Annotated in this window: 17 protein-coding genes and 1 tRNA gene; 12 read left to right on the plus strand and 6 right to left on the minus strand. The window is 60.9% G+C overall.

The window, feature by feature from the left end; translation table 11 throughout:
• Positions 1 to 84 precede the first annotated feature (84 nt).
• Positions 85 to 1,263 (minus strand): histidine kinase dimerization/phosphoacceptor domain -containing protein, encoded by a 1,179-nt coding sequence (locus ACYQ2T_RS13135; RefSeq protein WP_459901160.1) that lies wholly within the window; start codon positions 1,261 to 1,263, stop codon positions 85 to 87.
• Between the two features lie 149 nt (positions 1,264 to 1,412).
• Complete coding sequence (locus ACYQ2T_RS13140) at positions 1,413 to 2,027, minus strand: class I SAM-dependent methyltransferase (RefSeq protein WP_459901161.1); 615 nt, start codon at positions 2,025 to 2,027, stop codon at positions 1,413 to 1,415.
• A gap of 249 nt (positions 2,028 to 2,276) precedes the next feature.
• Between ACYQ2T_RS13140 and ACYQ2T_RS13145 the strand changes: the two genes are divergently transcribed.
• From ACYQ2T_RS13145 to ACYQ2T_RS13160, 4 genes are all read left to right on the plus strand, one after another.
• Positions 2,277 to 3,887 carry an alpha/beta hydrolase family protein gene (locus tag ACYQ2T_RS13145; RefSeq protein WP_459901162.1) on the plus strand — a complete coding sequence of 537 codons (1,611 nt, stop codon included), beginning with the start codon at positions 2,277 to 2,279 and terminating at the stop codon, positions 3,885 to 3,887.
• Between the two features lie 207 nt (positions 3,888 to 4,094).
• The gene (locus ACYQ2T_RS13150) at positions 4,095 to 4,391 is read left to right on the plus strand and encodes a DUF5320 domain-containing protein (RefSeq protein ID WP_459901164.1); all 297 of its coding nucleotides are present in this window, start codon (positions 4,095 to 4,097) and stop codon (positions 4,389 to 4,391) included.
• 92 nt (positions 4,392 to 4,483) lie between these two features.
• Positions 4,484 to 4,732: an FmdB family zinc ribbon protein gene (locus tag ACYQ2T_RS13155; RefSeq protein WP_459901165.1), complete on the plus strand. Its 249-nt coding sequence runs from the start codon at positions 4,484 to 4,486 to the stop codon at positions 4,730 to 4,732.
• 215 nt (positions 4,733 to 4,947) lie between these two features.
• Positions 4,948 to 5,586, plus strand: a complete 639-nt coding sequence (locus ACYQ2T_RS13160) for a nitrite/sulfite reductase domain-containing protein (protein WP_459901166.1) — start codon at positions 4,948 to 4,950, stop codon at positions 5,584 to 5,586.
• Between the two features lie 83 nt (positions 5,587 to 5,669).
• On the opposite strand, the gene ACYQ2T_RS13165 is transcribed toward ACYQ2T_RS13160, so the two are convergent.
• Both ACYQ2T_RS13165 and ACYQ2T_RS13170 read right to left on the minus strand, forming a co-directional pair.
• Positions 5,670 to 6,389, minus strand: a complete 720-nt coding sequence (locus tag ACYQ2T_RS13165; protein ID WP_459901167.1) for a methyltransferase domain-containing protein — start codon at positions 6,387 to 6,389, stop codon at positions 5,670 to 5,672.
• A gap of 373 nt (positions 6,390 to 6,762) precedes the next feature.
• Complete coding sequence (locus tag ACYQ2T_RS13170; protein WP_459901169.1) at positions 6,763 to 7,344, minus strand: pentapeptide repeat-containing protein; 582 nt, start codon at positions 7,342 to 7,344, stop codon at positions 6,763 to 6,765.
• A gap of 449 nt (positions 7,345 to 7,793) precedes the next feature.
• Between ACYQ2T_RS13170 and ACYQ2T_RS13175 the strand changes: the two genes are divergently transcribed.
• The gene (locus ACYQ2T_RS13175) at positions 7,794 to 8,429 is read left to right on the plus strand and encodes a nitrite/sulfite reductase domain-containing protein (protein ID WP_459901170.1); all 636 of its coding nucleotides are present in this window, start codon (positions 7,794 to 7,796) and stop codon (positions 8,427 to 8,429) included.
• Between the two features lie 236 nt (positions 8,430 to 8,665).
• On the opposite strand, the gene ACYQ2T_RS13180 is transcribed toward ACYQ2T_RS13175, so the two are convergent.
• Together ACYQ2T_RS13180 and ACYQ2T_RS13185 are read right to left on the minus strand one after the other, a co-directional pair.
• Positions 8,666 to 8,741 (minus strand) — tRNA-Ala (locus tag ACYQ2T_RS13180).
• A gap of 86 nt (positions 8,742 to 8,827) precedes the next feature.
• The gene (locus tag ACYQ2T_RS13185; RefSeq protein ID WP_459901172.1) at positions 8,828 to 10,327 is read right to left on the minus strand and encodes a glycosyltransferase family protein; all 1,500 of its coding nucleotides are present in this window, start codon (positions 10,325 to 10,327) and stop codon (positions 8,828 to 8,830) included.
• Between the two features lie 125 nt (positions 10,328 to 10,452).
• Here ACYQ2T_RS13185 and ACYQ2T_RS13190 point away from each other — a divergent pair, with 125 nt between their 5' ends.
• From ACYQ2T_RS13190 to ACYQ2T_RS13220, 7 genes are all read left to right on the plus strand, one after another.
• On the plus strand, positions 10,453 to 11,052 hold the full coding sequence (locus tag ACYQ2T_RS13190) for an RlmE family RNA methyltransferase (protein ID WP_459901173.1): 600 nt from the start codon (positions 10,453 to 10,455) through the stop codon (positions 11,050 to 11,052).
• Positions 11,053 to 11,140: 88 nt separating this feature from the next.
• Positions 11,141 to 11,890 carry a YebC/PmpR family DNA-binding transcriptional regulator gene (locus ACYQ2T_RS13195; protein WP_459901175.1) on the plus strand — a complete coding sequence of 250 codons (750 nt, stop codon included), beginning with the start codon at positions 11,141 to 11,143 and terminating at the stop codon, positions 11,888 to 11,890.
• A 13-nt stretch (positions 11,891 to 11,903) separates the two neighbouring features.
• Positions 11,904 to 12,416: a crossover junction endodeoxyribonuclease RuvC gene (gene ruvC, locus ACYQ2T_RS13200; protein WP_459901176.1), complete on the plus strand. Its 513-nt coding sequence runs from the start codon at positions 11,904 to 11,906 to the stop codon at positions 12,414 to 12,416.
• 1 nt (position 12,417) lies between these two features.
• Positions 12,418 to 13,032: a Holliday junction branch migration protein RuvA gene (ruvA, locus tag ACYQ2T_RS13205; RefSeq protein ID WP_459901178.1), complete on the plus strand. Its 615-nt coding sequence runs from the start codon at positions 12,418 to 12,420 to the stop codon at positions 13,030 to 13,032.
• A complete protein-coding gene (ruvB, locus tag ACYQ2T_RS13210; protein WP_459901180.1) occupies positions 13,033 to 14,001 on the plus strand; it encodes a Holliday junction branch migration DNA helicase RuvB in 969 nt (322 codons plus the stop codon).
• A 34-nt stretch (positions 14,002 to 14,035) separates the two neighbouring features.
• Positions 14,036 to 14,710, plus strand: coding sequence for an FAD-dependent thymidylate synthase (thyX, locus tag ACYQ2T_RS13215; RefSeq protein WP_459901181.1), 675 nt, complete (start codon positions 14,036 to 14,038; stop codon positions 14,708 to 14,710).
• 8 nt (positions 14,711 to 14,718) lie between these two features.
• Positions 14,719 to 14,946 (plus strand): hypothetical protein, encoded by a 228-nt coding sequence (locus ACYQ2T_RS13220; RefSeq protein ID WP_459901182.1) that lies wholly within the window; start codon positions 14,719 to 14,721, stop codon positions 14,944 to 14,946.
• Positions 14,947 to 15,406 lie beyond the last annotated feature (460 nt).

Below are 15,406 nucleotides of genomic sequence, written 5' to 3' on the forward strand. Positions count from 1 at the left end.
GGGCGGCGGTACTGAAACGATGCGAAACGGGCCGGGAGGCAATGCCTCCCGGCCCGTTTTACGTTCTGTGGCGGAAGTGGCGGGCTACACGCCAAAGCTGATGATAAAGGCGGTTCCGCTCTCTGTGCGGACCGCAAACTCGCCGTGCAGCTGGGTGACGAGGTTGACCACCAGTTGCATGCCGAGGGTTTCGGAGTCCTCGGGCACAAAGCCGCTTGGCAGCCCCGCCCCGTCGTCGCTGACGCGCAGTTCCACGCGCGAGCCGTTGGAGGCCAGCGACACGGTAAGGGTGCCGGATTCATCCTCACCCCATGCGTACTTGAGGGCATTGGTGACCAGCTCATTGATGATGAGGCTGGTGGGGATGGCGCTGTCCACGGGCAAATAGACGTCGTCGACTTGCAGGTCCAGCTGAATGGTGCGCTGGGGCGAGTGGTAGGTCTGCATCAGGTAGCCGACGAAATTGACGAGATACTCGTGGTAGTCGATGCGGGCGAGGTCCTGCGACTGGTAGAGCTTTTCATGCACGAGGGCCATGGATTTCACGCGGCTGCGGCTTTCCGTAAACACGGCGCGGGCGTGGTCGTCCTCAATGTGCTGGGATTGCAGGTAGAGCAGGCTGGAGATGATTTGCAGGTTGTTTTTGACGCGGTGGTGGATTTCCTTGAGCAGGACTTCCTTTTCGCGCAGGGAATCGATGAGGCGCTGCTCGGCGCGTTCACGCTCGCGCATTTGTTCGTTGAGGCGGTGGTTGGCTTCCAGCAGTTCGCGGGTGCGCAGTTCCACGTCGCGCTCCAGCTCCTCGCGGTAGCGCACGCGGCGGTGCAGGTTTTTGGCACGGGTGAGCGCCTTGGTGACGGACCGCTCCAGAATGGACATGTCCTGAATGGGTTTGGTCACATAGTCCCACGCGCCAAGGCGCAGGGCTTCGATGGCGTCGTGCAGAATGCCCGTTCCGGAGACGACGATGACGGGCGTTAGCGGCGATTCACGCGTGACGCTGGCCAGCACGTCCAGTCCATCCACCTCCGGCATGCGCAGGTCCACCAAAATGAGGTCCGGCTGTTTATTGCGGAAGACGTCCAGACCAACGCGGCCGTTTTCGGCTTGCAGGACCTTGTATCCACAGTCCTCCAGAAAAGCCTGAATGCTTTCCCGGATCATGGCCTCGTCGTCAATGGTCAAAATGGTGATGCCCGCGGCCTGTTCAGGGGGGAAAATGTCGCTTGCGGGCGTGGTGGACGTCATATCGGAGTCGCTCATCCTGTGTGCTCCTTGCGCGGTTGAAGACGAAGAACCTCAAGCCGGACCACGGAGTTATATGCGCCAGAGTCTACTGCATAGTGAAGAATGGAGTCAAAGCGTTTGTGGATGGCGGGCCTTCTGGGGCGCGGCCGGGAGCATGCGGCGCCTTACGGCTCTACGCGCGTGATAAGGGCGTGCAGCCAGCGCTGGTGGCTGCGGCCGGGGCGCGTATCGGGCGTGGTCCACACCCGGTCAAGGCGCAGGGTGGGCTGGTCCTCCACAAGGCGGCGCATTCTGTCCTCGTCGCAGCGGGAGAAAAACAGCGTTCCGCCACGGGCCATGCCTTCGTCCGCGCCATATTTGAAGGAGACATACAGCGTGCCGCCAACAATAAGGGCGCGTCCCAGCCGCTCCAAGGCGGTGGGCAGGTCCGCATGGGGCACATGCAGCAACGAGGCATTGGCCCACACGCCGTCAAAGGCCTGCTGCCACGGAATGTCGTGAAAGGCGATGTGGTGCACCGGCAGGCCCGTGTGCGCGCGGGCTTCGGCCACCATGCGGGCGGAGGCGTCGCAGGCCGTGACATCATGTCCGCGCCGCAGGAAGACGAGGGCGTCGCGCCCGGAGCCGCATCCGGCGTCCAGTATGCGCGCTGGGCTTGGCAGGGCGGCGAGAAACGGCTCCCACGCGTGGGAGAGGTCAAGGTCTTTGGTCTCGGCCGTGAAGGTCTTGGCGTTGGCGTCGTAGTAGTCTGTGACGTTTTTGTGGATGCGGTGGTTCATTGGCGTCTCCTGCGGGTCAGCATAGTGGCCCGGATTTGGGGAGGCAAGGGCTGACTATGGCGTGCGCGGCGGCTGGGGAAGCTGGGCGCGGGTGGCCGCGAAGGGGCAGGATTTTCGCGGCGCGTGGCGCAACGGCGTGCAACATATGAAGATACTGCGCTTTATGCCGCTCTGGAACTGGTGTAGACTGGAGGGACCCGCGCCGGGTGCGGCATACCGCCGCGCCGCGCGCCGTGAAGGAGCGGCTGGATGCGTTGGCTTCGGATACTCTGCGCCGTGGCGTCCACGGCCCTGCATGTGACGGTGCTTGCCGCCGCCATCTGGCTCGCTGGCGTGGAGTTGCGGCTTATTCCCATGCGTCCGGACGTCTACACCGTGGACATTGTGGACCGCGTGCCGCCGCTGGTGGCCGAGGTCCAGCACCCTGCGACGCCGCCCGTTCCGCCGCCGCCAGAACCGCCTCAGGAGCAGACCACCGCCCATCCGGCGAAAAAACCCGTGACGGCGACGCCGCCACAGCCCCAGACACCGCCGCCCGCGCCGCGTCCGGCGGCGTCTTCCGAGCCCTCTGCGCCGCCATCCGCTCCGGCATCTGATCCCCCATCTGGCCCTCCAGCTGTTCTGCCGGATACGGGGCCGCCGCAGCCCAGCGCTCCCAAGGCCGTGAGCAGCCATGGCGCCGCGTCTGCACCTCCGCCACCAAAGCCCGCCCCTTCACAGCCCGCACCAGATGACGGGCCCGCCATGCCCGGCGCCTACACCGACGAGGATGGAACCGTGCATGTAGGCGGCCTGCGCGGGTTTGCGGGATTCGCCCAAACCTTTGCGCTGGAGCGCTGCGGCGCGGATACCTTTGTGCCCGGCGATTATTTCGGCCACTACCACATGGGCGGCGAGCGTTTCGTCAGCATCATTGACGGCCGCGACGCCTTTGACGCCTTCTTGTTCTACGACTCGCAAACCGGGCTCTTCAAGGCGCTGCGGCGCGATGGGGAAATGGTTTTTGCCTACGGGGCCGACTTTTTGCCCGAGGAACCTGTGGAAGGCGTCGTGACCATCCTGCCCAAGAAGGACAGGTACAACAATCCGCTCATCAAAAAGCCCGCCCAGCTGATGTGGATGCCGCCGGATCCGCCCATGGAATACGGCACACGCATTACCTTTACGGAGGAGCCAATCACCATCACCAATGAGGGAGTGCGGCTTCAGGGCACCATCGTGCGCAGGCCGGATGTGCCCATTCGCGCGGCGTTTGTGCTGGTGCACTGTGAGCATTGCACCCCGCAGGAATCGGCCCTGTCCATGGCGCGTCTGCTGGCCCTGCGTGGGTGCGCGGTGCTGGTGTACGACGGGCGTGGATGCGGCGGGTCGGACGTGGTGACGGGTCCGCTGACCCGGGCGCATCAGGTGAGCGACGCCCTCGCGGCGCACAGCGCCCTGCGCGCGGCGATGGAGTTGTCCGAATCCCGCGTCGGGCTGTGGGGTGACGAGGGCGGGGCCGAGCTGGCCCTGCTGGCGGCGAAGAAACTGGAGCAGGGCTTTTTGGTCTGCTCCCTTGTGACGCGCGGCCCAGCCCGCCGCACCGGGCAGGTGACATTGGCGCCGGAGGGGCTGAAGGTGCCGTCTTTGTGGCTTTGCGCCGGGCCGGACCCAGCGCAGTCGTGGCGGGAGTTGCGGCGGCGCCTTGGCGCGGTGGATGGGGCGTCGAGCCGTTTTGTTGCCCTTGGGGGGCTGCAGGATGCGGCGGCCCATCCGGAGACCGTGCTTCCTTTGCCCCTCCGGTATGGCGCGGCGTTTACCGGCTGGAGCGATAAGCAGGGCCTGCCGCGGCCCGTGTCGCGCCGGGTGCGCACCAAGTAAGGGGAGGGGCGCAGAGTACGCCGCCTTGAGGCTGGTGTAGGGCGAAAAATGCGCCTTGTCCTCGGGGTGAGGTGACTGTTGCTGCGCATAGTCGCCTTATATAATAGGAAAACATCCTGTGGCATGCCTTGTGCTGTGGAGACAGGAAGAAGAAGCGCATGGACGCGTTTCTTCCCCATGCAGTCACAACAGCAAAGGAGGAACGCTATGCCTGGGTTCGATGGAACAGGTCCTCTTGGTCAGGGACCGCGCACTGGCGGCGGTTTCGGGCGCTGTGGCTCGGCGGGGCCTGCTGGCCCTACGGGCGGCGCGCCTCGCGGTATGGGACGCGGCTGTGGCCGTGGTTTTCGTGGTGGCATGGGCGGCGGCCGCGCCATGGGGCGCGGGAGCGGTTGGGGCGGCGCTCCGGCAGGCTCGCGCGCCGCGCTGGAGCAGCGCCTGAGCGCGCTGGAAACCGAGGCCGCCACCCTGCGTCAGGCCCTGCGCCGCGAGGGCGACGACTAGCCCCCATCCCGCGCCGACGCGCGCGGGGAAACGTCTACACAATTCGCCCGGAAGCAGGTCCGCTTCCGGGCGCAGAGTTCAGGAGGGAAAGAATGCCGATTTATGAATACAAGTGCCCGTCGTGTGGCAAGGTCTATGAGGCATTGCAGATTGGGGACGCCCCGGTCCAGCCGTGCGAATTCTGCGGCGCTGAAGGCGGCGAGCGTCTGCTGTCCACCAGTGCCTCAAGCGTTGGGCGCAGCACATCCCGCACGCCGGATGCCGGCGGGCACGGGTGCTGTGGCAGTCGTCCTTCGGACAAGGGCTGCGTGCCCGGTTCCTGCTGCGGCAAGGTCCACTGACCAGCGGCGGCCATCATCTTTTGCGGCCCGGAGTCCTGCGGACTTCGGGCCGTTTGTGCGTCTGGATAGCCCTGTGCGAGGGGGGATTTGCGGTTGCAGTGCGCCGCGGTTTTGGGCAGAGTGCACAGCTCGGCGCGGCACTGCCGCGCCTTGGCAATTTCCCAGAACTCCATGCCCGCAAGCCCTGCGGGACACATATTTCAAGGAGAATCCAGATGTCTAACCTCCCCGCGAGCTGCATTGCGCAGCGCGATAAGGAGACCTACGCCGTGCGCATCACCCCGCGTTCCGGCGTGGTGACCCCCGATGAACTGGAAGCCGTGGCCAAGGTTGCCCGCGAGCATAATGTGCCGCTGGTGAAAATCACCTCTGGCCAGCGCTTTGCACTCATCGGCCTGAAGGAAGAAGCCGTTAATCCTGCCTGCGAGGCCCTGCCCTACAAGCTGGCGGGCCACTACGTGCAGGCTTGCCCCGGCAATGCATGGTGCAAGTTCGGCACGCAGGATTCCCTCGCCATGTCCGACGCCATCGACCAGCGCTTCTCCAGCGCCGCAGTGCCCGCCAAAATTAAGTTTGGCGTGTCCGGTTGCCCCATCTGCTGCGCCGAAAGCTATGTCCGTGACATTGGCCTTGTTGGCAGCCGTAAGGGCTGGACCATCGTCCTCGGTGGCAACTCCGGCAGCCGTGCCCGCATCGCCGACGTCCTCACCGAGGGCCTCAGCACCGAAGAGGCGCTGGACTGTATCGACCGTTTCCTCGACTACTACCGCGAGAACGGCAAAAAGAAGCAGCGCGTCGCCCGCTTCGTGGAAGCCCACGGCATTGACGCCATCCGCGAGGCCCTCGGCCTCTAGTCAGCCCCGCGCTGACCACCCCCGTATGAAAAAGGCGGGACCGCTCCTGAGCGGTCCCGCCTTTTGTTGTTGTGGTGGGGATGTTACGAATTGAAAGTCCCGCATGCTACAATACGAGAGCGTAACATTGGATGAAAACGACGAATGTACCACGAAATGTTATGAACAGTTTTGAATGAGTTGTCTTGAGTGCAGACAATCTCGTCAATAGATATGTTCGCGCGAGTCATGACTTTGGCAAGTGTGAATGGGGTGAACCAATACCTATGGTCTGTATTTATAGCTTCTGTACCTTTCCATGCGTTTCTAAAATTTTTATAGTGAAACGCATTAGGAACTGTAATGATGATTTTCTCTGCAATTGGGCCAATGCGATTTTTGAGTCGAGTCAAGAAAGACACGGGATCGTCGACATGCTCCAGGATTTCGCCAAGGATGATGTAGTCCCATTCCTCTTCAAAAAGAGCAGGAAAGTCATCAGTGAAAATGTCACCCGCATATATGTCTGAAATATTGTACTGGTCTTTGACAAATTCTGTCGCTTCTTCATTGATGTCGATTCCAATGCATCGGGTAGATACTTCGCATATATTTTTGTGAAGCCAGTTCCCTTTCTCCATTTTTTCTGTGATGACTTCTGCATTGTGGTCCGCAAAGCCTAAATGGATAACTTTTTTTCCTTTGGACTTTGAAAGAATATATCCGATACGAGTCTCTTTGCCTGCAGGAGAAGAATAAGCGAATTTTCGATGTGTTGCGAATTTCTCACCGCAAAGGTATTTAAAATCTTCTATAGAAAACATTGGTGTGTCCATTTGGTTTGGCAACGATGAATTGCGCGTTGTGAATTGGTAAAACGTGAAATATGTTGCGATGTTCAAGTATGGATTAGTTGTACAGAAAGCTTTCAATGGAAAGGGTCGTGGATGAGTTTTGTGCAGTGAGGCTAGAGCGTTTGAGTGAAAAGTGTAAAATTATAGCAAAAAAAAATAATAGGCGAGATGCGTTTTACTCGTCAAGCGCAATGGTCAAAAGCTAAATCAAATTTGTCTAGCAAATAGCCGTTGGTTGAAACTGTACGATGCAAATTCGTATGCTAGGGGAAGGAAGGTGTTTGTATAAAATTGAGAATGATTCACCGGGAGGAGTGAGAAAATGTTGCACATCAGGCCAAATCTACACAAGCGTAATGTCAAAGTTGCGCAGCAGAGAGACGGCCTCGGGGAGGGAGAATTTGGCTTTGGTGATGGTGTTGTCCTCGGCGCTGATGAAGTAGTTTCGGGCCGTGGTGAAGTCGGTTTTGTAGAGGTTGGCGTTACTAAAGCGGCAGCCCTCAAGGTCGCAGTCTTCGAAGCTGGCGAGGGAGAGGTTGGTATTGGAGAAGGTGCCGCCCCGGAAGGTTGAGCCTGTAAAGCGCATGCGTTGCAGGTTCATATTGGCGAAGGAGGCCTCGTCCAGCAGGCAGTCCGTAAAGCTGGCCCGGAAGAATCCGCCGCATTCCCCCCAGTTGATGCCAAGGAGCTTGCAGTCCTTGAACACGCCGTCCACCATCCGCGCCCCGCGAAATTCCGCCAGCGTCATGTTGCACCGCTCAAAGCGGCACTTCTCAAAAAAGCTGAACCGAAGGCTGGCCGTCTGGAGGACGCAGTCCGTAAAGGTGCAGTTGTAGAATTCGATTTCAGAAAGGTCCGCATCAGCGAAATCCTCACCCTTGAAGCGGGTGCCAACGTATTCGCCTTCGGGAAGTGCTGCGGGCATGCTGTGCTCCATGGCGCTGAGTGTCTGTGGGCGTGGCGAGTGAGGATACGTCCGCCGTCCGGGAAACTCAAGAGGCCACGGCGAAGTGGCGTGACGCCAGCGGCAGGTGGCGCGGCGGGGGAGTTGCCGGCGTTGGCGGCTGGGGATTGGCTGGTTGGTCTGCGTTGGTGGCCCGCAGGGCGAGGCCTGTAGGGCAAGCGCGGGAGGGCGATTTCGTATGTTTGGCTGTGGGCGCAGGGAGGCGCTAGGTCGCGTCGTTCCGGGCTCAGGGGGGGGGCGAAGCGAAAGGAATGTGTCTACTTTTTTACAGTTATTTAAGTGATATAGCCGTTGCTCTGATGCCTTGCCTTGGGCAGACTGTGTGGTCTGAGTGGAGAAGTCAGTGGGTGCCGAGAGGCATAACGTCCTATCCGCAGAAGGCTGCGGCAGACTGTTTCAAGGAGGCCAAAATGTTCGAACTCCCGAGCGGTTGTGTCAAACAGCGAGACAAGAAGACCTACGGTGTGCGGGTAACGCCGCCAGCGGGAATGCTCACCCCCGACGATTTGGAGACCGTGGCGCGGGTGGCCCGCAAGTATGCCGTCCCTGTCCTCAAAATTACCTCCGGCCAGCGCCTGACGCTTATCGGCCTCAAGGAGGACGACGTCGGCCCCGTGTGCGACGAGTTGCCCTTCAAGGTCGCAGGGCACTACGTTCAGGCCTGCCCCGGCAACCAGTGGTGCCAGTATGGCGTGCAGGACGCGCTGGAGATGGCGGCAGAAGTCGAAAAGCGTTTCTCCTGCGCCACGGTCCCGGCAAAGCTGAAGCTGGGCGTGTCCGGATGCTTTATCTGCTGCGCGGAAAGCTACGTCCGGGACCTTGGGCTGGTGGGCACCCGCAAGGGCTGGACCGTGCTCGTTGGCGGAAGCTCAGGATGCAGCGCGCGGGTTGCCGACGTGCTGGCGGAGGAACAATCCGCCGAGCAAGCCCTCGACCTCATCGCCCGATTCCTCGACTACTACCGCGAAAACGCCCTCACCATGCAGCGCGTGCCGCACTTCTTGGAGGAGCGCGGCATTGAAGCCGTCCGCCGGGCGCTGGTGTGATGGGGCCTGTGTTCGGTGCGTTGGCCGGTTCCCCAGACACGCGGGAGGGGATTCCATAAGTGCTGATGTCCGAACGCTACCACCTTGATCTGCAACTGCGAATGGTCAACGACGAAGGCATGGGTATTGCGATGTGTGACGGCTTGAAGGCGGTGAGCCTCGTGTAGTCGTACAGCGCATGTGCCCCAAAAAAGAAAAAGGGCCTAGAGGCATTGCCTCTAGGCCCTTGTCATTTCTGGTGGAGATGATGAGACTTGAACTCACGACCTACGCGTTGCGAACGCGCCGCTCTCCCAACTGAGCTACATCCCCATGTGGTGTTCCGTGGAACGGAAATGGATTTACGCTCCTTCGCAGCGGGATGCAAGGGGAAATTTTGTGTGGTGGTGGGGGCGGGGTTAGGGAATTGGGCTTGGGGTGGGGCTGGAATCGATGCCGAGGATATCCAGCACGCGGCGCACGCGGTGGCCGTAGGTGTGCTGGTCGAGGATATGGCGGTGCCATGCGGCGGTAAGGTCTTTGCGCAGGGTGGAGCCCGGGGCGAGGCGTTTGGCGAGCTTCGTGATGTCGCCGGGCGCGGCAAAGGTGATTTCGCGCGTGAGCTCCTCCGGGAAGATGTCCAGCCCCGGCGTGTCGTCCGTGAGCAGGAATCCGCCAGCCGCCCAGACGTCAAAGTGCCGCTGGGTCAGGCCTGCGGGCAGGAGCAGGCTTGTCACATTGAGGTTCCATGCGCTTTGGCGGTAAATGCCGGGGAGCTCCGTGTAATAGTCCACACCGGAGCGGATATCCGTGCCCTGCGGGAGGTGCTCCTTCCACGCGCTGTCGCCAAAGACCACGAGCGGTAGCCCCGTGGCCGCGTGTTGCAGGCTCATGATGCGCCGCTGGCGGCTGGCGGCTTCTGCGCCGAATCCGGCGTTTCGCACGGCGTTGCCGGGCCAGAGGGGTGAGGTTTTCGTCTGCTCAACCCACCATGAGAAATCTGGACGCTGGCCCGCGCAGAGCATGGCCTGCGCTGCGGCGCGGAGGTCGTCATCCACCCTGCATCCGGCGAAGAATTTGCCCTTGTTAGGGAACGCCGAGCGTCCCACAAAGGTGAGCCGGCCCTCTACGGCAAAGTTCGGGGCGGCGTCAGCGGTTGGGGCGGCGTGCTCCGGCCACGCCGCAAGGGGCAGGTGGAAGACCTGCTGCGCGCCGTGATCGTGCAGCAGCGGGATGAAGGAGGCGTCGGTGACAAAGATGGGCATCACGCGCCAGAAAGGCGAGCGCAGGCTGCTTATCAGGTGGAAGGGATTGTCCACGCACCATGTGGCGACAGGCACGTCCGCCGCGCGCAGCAGGTCATACAGCTCGCCGTACGGATCAAATCCGCTGAAATTGACGCTGAAGAACAGCGCCGGGCGCTCGCGTTGGAGCAGGTGGGGCATGAGCGAGCCCGCCTGCTTGGGGTGCACGCGCCGCGTTTTCAGGCCCGTACGCTCAAAGGCGTCAAGAAGTTCGGGGATGAGCAGGCTGTCTTCATTGCCGGGCAGGATGGCGTAGCGCCGCAGTTCCGGAATGCCGGAGTCCAAGGTCTTGAGCCAGCGGCACCGGGCGACAAGCGGGCCAAAAAAGGATGGAAAATGCCGCAAACCGGGGCGATAAAGAAAAATATCCGCGTCCCGCAGGGCGTCGTCGGTAAGCGAATCGGGAGCAATCTCCCGCCAGTGCGGGGGGATGGAGCGTTTTAGGTCCCCGGACATCTGCGACTTGAACAGATGGGCCTCAATGACGTATACGGCCTTTCCCGCCGGGAGCATCCCCGCAACAGTTGCCGGGTCCGGTCCGGCCCCGAGAATGAGCACGTCGCCCTTTCCGGGCAAGTGCGCGATATGCCGCGCCCCGTCAGGTGGCGTCTGCATTTTGCCGAGTTCCGTCTGGATGCGAGGACGCTTGGGGCGATGCGGCATGGGACTGTCGGCACTCCGTCGGCTTGTGCAGGGGCGCTGCCCCTGATAAAAGATGACACACTTCAGGCGATACCATCATGAAAAAGTACCGCGACCATTATTTCCTTAAAGCAAAAAAGGACAACTATCCCGCGCGCTCAGTCTATAAGCTCAAGGAGCTGGACAAGCGCTTTAAGCTGTTCAAACCCGGGCAGAAGGTCATGGACCTTGGCGCTGCCCCGGGGTCGTGGACGCTCTTCGCCGCCGAAAAGGTGGGGGAGAAGGGATACGTTCTTTCCGCCGACATTCAGAACACGGAAACGGCCTTCCCGCCCAATGTGGCCTTCCATCAGGAAGACGTTTTTGAACGCACGCCGGAGTTCGAAGCCGAGATTGAGGCCGTTGGCCCCTTCGATATGGTGATCTCCGACATGGCCCCGAAAACCACGGGGCATAAGTTCACCGACCAGGCGCGGTCCATGAATCTGGCTGAAGAAGCCCTTGCCGTGGCCTGTAAAACCTTGGTAAAGGGCGGGCACTTCGTGGTCAAGGTGTTTCAGGGGCCGGACGAAGCCGCCTACGGCAAGACGCTCCGCCTTTATTTTGACACCATGAAGACCTTCAAGCCCAAAAGCTCCCGTGCCGAATCCAAGGAAATCTTCTTCGTCGGCATGGGCTTCAAAGGACTGACCGAGTAAGGGACGCGCCGCCCGGCTCCTGCACGGGGTGGGCGGGTCGTGTCGTTTTTTCAAGACTACAATTTGGACAAAGGAGCCGGAGGACAATATGGCTGGACATAGTAAATGGCATAATATCATGCATCGCAAGGGCCGTCAGGACGCCAAGCGCGGCAAGGCCTTCACCAAGGCCGCCAAGGAAATCATCATCGCCGCCAAGGATGGCGGTGGCGACATTGAAACCAACGCCCGCCTCCGTGCTGCCGTGCAGGCCGCCAAGTCCGTGAACCTGCCCAAGGACAAGATCGAAAACGCCATCAAGAAGGGTACCGGCGAGCTTGATGGCGGCGAAATGTTTGAAGTGATGTACGAGGGCTACGGTCCCGGCGGCGTCGCTCTGCTCGTGGACGCCGCGACGGACAACAAGAACCGTACCGTTGCCGAAATCCGCCACATTCTCTCCCGCAACAACGGCAACATGGGCGAAGCTGGCTGTGTTGCGTGGATGTTTGAGAAGAAGGGCACCCTGTACTTCGATAAGGAAACCTACTCCGAAGAGCAGGTCATGGAAGTGGGCCTTGAGGCCGGCGCGGACGACATCCGCGACGACGATGACGCATGGGAAGTGCGCACCGCCCCCGAGGACTTCTCCGACGTGCAGTCCGGTTTTGAAACCGCAGGCATGACCCCCACCAGCGCCGAAGTCTCCATGATTGCCCAGAACAACATTGATCTGGACACCGCTCAGGGCGTGAAGCTCATCAAGATGCTGGAACTGCTGGAAGACCACGACGACGTCCAGAAGGTCCACCACAACGCCAACGTGCCCGACGAAGCCTTCGAGGAATACGCTGGCTAGTCAGGTGACGCATATGGGTGAAACATCCGGCGAGACCATCGTGCTCGGAATCGATCCGGGATCCCGCGTAACAGGCTACGGACTGGTACGCGAGATCTCGGGTTGCGCCCAGCTTATTGAAGCCGGAACCATACGCGTGGCTTCAGTGAAGGACCTTGGGGAGCGCCTTGGCCGCATCTACAGCGCCCTGGCCGGGCTCATCGAGACGCACCGCCCGCATGAGGCCGCCATTGAGAATGTGTTCGTCTCCAAGAACACCATGAGCGCCCTGAAGCTGGGGCAGGCGCGCGGAGCGGCCATCGCGGCATGCGCCGTGGGTGGACTGCCCGTCTCCGCCTACGAGCCGACCAAGGTTAAGCAGAGCCTTGTGGGCACCGGGCGCGCGGACAAGGCGCAGGTCGCCTTTATGGTGGCGCAGGTCCTTGGCGTGCGCAATCCCGGATGGGCGGAGGACGCAAGCGACGCCCTCGGCATTGCCATCTGTCATCTCAACATGCGCCGCATGCGGCGGCTGGCCGGAGTTTAGGATGATTGCATTCGTCAAGGGGACCATCGTCGCCAAGACCGACAGCGCCTGTGTGGTGCTGACCTCTGGCGGCGTGGGCTATCACATCGGCCTTACCGTTCCCGGCATTGCCGCTCTCGGGCCCACCGGCGCCGAGGTGGAGTTCTTCGTCCACACCATCGTGCGTGAGGACGCCATTGAGCTGTACGGCTTTGCCACGTGGGACGAAAAGACCACCTTTGAGACACTTCTTGGCATCACCAAGGTTGGCCCCAAGCTGGCACTGGCTATCCTCTCGCAGTACGGCCCGGACGACCTGCGGCGCATTGTCATCTCCGATGACTACACGCCCCTTGTCAACGTGCCCGGCATCGGCAAAAAGAGCGCCCAGCGCATTTTTGTGGAGCTGAAATACAAGCTGGAAGCCACAGCAGAGCTGGCTCAGACCATGCCCGACATGGACGGCCGCAGTGTTGCCGTGTTCCGTGACGCTCTGGCCGGATTGACCAATCTGGGGTATGAGGATGGCGAAGCACGCGAGGTGCTTGAACAAGTCTTTGCCGAGCAGCCGGGATTGGATGTCGGCGAGGCACTTCGCGAGGCGCTGAAGGCCATTTCTCAAAGCAAGGCGAACTAGATGTCTCAAGACCCATGCACCCTTGATGAAACCATCCGCCCACGGGGGATTGATGAATTTATCGGGCAGGAGGACCTGCGGGCCAACCTGCGCGTGTTCATCAGTGCCGCGCGAGAGCGTGGGCAGGCCATGGACCATACGCTGCTCTACGGCAGCCCCGGCCTTGGCAAGACGACCCTCGCGCAGATTATCGCGTCCGAACTTGGCGTGAACCTTGTCTCCACCTCCGGCCCCGTGCTGGAGCGCAGCGGCGATCTTGCGGCCATTCTGACCAATCTTGGCCGCTACGACATTTTGTTCATTGACGAAATTCACCGCATGCCCGCCACCGTGGAGGAAGTGCTCTATCCCGCCATGGAGGACTTTAAGCTGGACCTCGTTATCGGGCAGGGACCGGGCGCGCGGACGGTGAAGATTGACCTTGAGCCCTTCACCCTTGTAGGAGCGACCACGCGCATCGGTCTGCTGACGTCGCCCCTGCGTGACCGCTTTGGCGTCATCAACCGTCTGGAATTTTATTCGCCCGAGGAGCTGGCCCGCGTGGTGCAGCGCTCTGCGCGTATTCTGGGTGTTGGCATCTCCGAGGAGGGGGCCTATATCATCGGCCGCCGCTCCCGTGGCACGCCGCGTATCGCCAACCGTCTGCTGCGCCGCGTGCGCGACTTCGCCATGGTGGACGGCGGCGGCTCCATTGATACCGACATCGCCGAAAAAGCGCTGACCCGGATGGATGTGGACGAGCAGGGGCTGGACTACATGGACCGCAAAATCCTCTCGACCATTATCAACCATTACGGGGGCGGGCCCGTTGGCGTGAAGCCCCTTGCCGTGGCGTGTTCCGAAGAGGTGCGCACCATCGAGGACATCTACGAGCCGTATCTCATCCAGTGTGGCTTTTTGAAGCGGACCCCGCGCGGGCGTGTGGCCTCGGCCAAGGCCTACACGCACATGAAACTTTTCCAAAGCTAGAACGTTTTAACTTTACGATAGGACTCCCCGACGCATGAAGATCGTACGACCTTCCTTCGACATCATGTTCCTGCCCGACGGCGAGGAAATGATCCGCAACATCGAGGCCGCAGGGCGCACCTGCTACAAGTCCGAGGACAAGATTACCTCGGATTCCGCGCGCAAGTTCGTGCGGCGCATCATCGCCAGCGGGCACGAGAGCGTCATCGAGCACGGCTCGGCCACGGTGCGCTTTGTGTGCGACAGGGGCGTCACCCACGAGCTGGTGCGGCACCGCATCGCCGCATTCAGTCAGGAGAGCACGCGCTACGCCAACTACTCCAAGGATAAGTTCGGCAACGAAATTACCGTCGTAAAGCCCGTGTTTTGGGACGAGGACTCAGAAGCCTACCGCCTGTGGTACGAGGCCATGGAACAGGCCGAGCGCCTGTATCTGGACCTCATCGACAAGGGCGCCAAGGCGCAGGAGGCCCGCTCCGTCCTGCCCAACAGCCTCAAGACCGAAATCGTCATGACCGCAAACCTGCGCGAATGGCGCCACGTGTTCAAGCTGCGCTGCGATGGCGCCGCGCATCCGCAGATTCGCGAAGTTATGCTGCCGCTGCTGGACGAATTCGCACGGCGCGTGCCCGTCGTGTTCGATGACTTGCGGGAGAAATTTTCCCGTGATATCGACAAGTTCCGGCAATTGGCCGGAGACGTGGAGTAAAATAGACCATGACGACGGCTCACGAGACATCCGGGGGAGCAAAGCCCTACATCACCGATGAGGGCGCGCTCATCATCCCCCGGGACTGCGACGAGGCCTACCGCTGGTGGGCCGGCGGGCAGTCCATAGCGCAAACGCTCATCGAGCTTGGCGCACCCGAAACAGTGTGGAAGCTCTATTCGCATGAGGACTATCCGGACGAGTTGAAGGATACGCCGCAACCGGACGCCGGTTAAGGGCTCCGCCCTATTTTTCGCGTGAAATCGGGAACAACCGGACGCCCGGAACCCGAGGAGTCGCGCCACATCTGTGCTGAGGGGATTTGCCTGTGCAATTCCTCCCCTCAGCCGTGTTTTTGCTATGATTTCCGGTTGTCTTGCGGGGCATCAGGGTGTATCTTCGCCCGCCTGTTGACGAGGGCAAGGCTCCAGAAGGTCTCACGAAGGGGCTGGAGGGCGTTGTCAAGGAATTTTTTGGTGAAATGCTGACATTTTCACCGTAGCACCAGAGAAAAAGATTTAATTTCTGAGAAATTCGCCGGATAACGCAGAGCAGGGTGTGGAAAAAGTTTTCCACCGCTGTTGATAAAAAAGTGAAGTCATCTCTCGGTCCTTTATCCGCGCCGCCTCAAAAGAGGTGCCTGAAAACGGCCGATTCTGGTGGATTTCAAAATTTGTGAATATAAACGGCAACTTG

It is taken from the genome of Desulfobaculum senezii (genome assembly GCF_054657395.1).

Excerpts from the sequence above, each read along its gene's own strand:
- ACYQ2T_RS13135 (WP_459901160.1), bottom strand. The coding sequence starts at position 1,263 with ATGAGCGACTCCGATATGACGTCCACCACGCCCGCAAGCGACATTTTC.
- ACYQ2T_RS13140 (WP_459901161.1), bottom strand. The coding sequence starts at position 2,027 with ATGAACCACCGCATCCACAAAAACGTCACAGACTACTACGACGCCAAC.
- ACYQ2T_RS13145 (WP_459901162.1), top strand. The coding sequence starts at position 2,277 with ATGCGTTGGCTTCGGATACTCTGCGCCGTGGCGTCCACGGCCCTGCAT.
- ACYQ2T_RS13150 (WP_459901164.1), top strand. The coding sequence starts at position 4,095 with ATGCCTGGGTTCGATGGAACAGGTCCTCTTGGTCAGGGACCGCGCACT.
- ACYQ2T_RS13155 (WP_459901165.1), top strand. The coding sequence starts at position 4,484 with ATGCCGATTTATGAATACAAGTGCCCGTCGTGTGGCAAGGTCTATGAG.
- ACYQ2T_RS13160 (WP_459901166.1), top strand. The coding sequence starts at position 4,948 with ATGTCTAACCTCCCCGCGAGCTGCATTGCGCAGCGCGATAAGGAGACC.
- ACYQ2T_RS13165 (WP_459901167.1), bottom strand. The coding sequence starts at position 6,389 with ATGTTTTCTATAGAAGATTTTAAATACCTTTGCGGTGAGAAATTCGCA.
- ACYQ2T_RS13170 (WP_459901169.1), bottom strand. The coding sequence starts at position 7,344 with ATGCCCGCAGCACTTCCCGAAGGCGAATACGTTGGCACCCGCTTCAAG.
- ACYQ2T_RS13175 (WP_459901170.1), top strand. The coding sequence starts at position 7,794 with ATGTTCGAACTCCCGAGCGGTTGTGTCAAACAGCGAGACAAGAAGACC.
- ACYQ2T_RS13185 (WP_459901172.1), bottom strand. The coding sequence starts at position 10,327 with ATGCAGACGCCACCTGACGGGGCGCGGCATATCGCGCACTTGCCCGGA.
- ACYQ2T_RS13190 (WP_459901173.1), top strand. The coding sequence starts at position 10,453 with ATGAAAAAGTACCGCGACCATTATTTCCTTAAAGCAAAAAAGGACAAC.
- ACYQ2T_RS13195 (WP_459901175.1), top strand. The coding sequence starts at position 11,141 with ATGGCTGGACATAGTAAATGGCATAATATCATGCATCGCAAGGGCCGT.
- ruvC (WP_459901176.1), top strand. The coding sequence starts at position 11,904 with ATGGGTGAAACATCCGGCGAGACCATCGTGCTCGGAATCGATCCGGGA.
- ruvA (WP_459901178.1), top strand. The coding sequence starts at position 12,418 with ATGATTGCATTCGTCAAGGGGACCATCGTCGCCAAGACCGACAGCGCC.
- ruvB (WP_459901180.1), top strand. The coding sequence starts at position 13,033 with ATGTCTCAAGACCCATGCACCCTTGATGAAACCATCCGCCCACGGGGG.
- thyX (WP_459901181.1), top strand. The coding sequence starts at position 14,036 with ATGAAGATCGTACGACCTTCCTTCGACATCATGTTCCTGCCCGACGGC.
- ACYQ2T_RS13220 (WP_459901182.1), top strand. The coding sequence starts at position 14,719 with ATGACGACGGCTCACGAGACATCCGGGGGAGCAAAGCCCTACATCACC.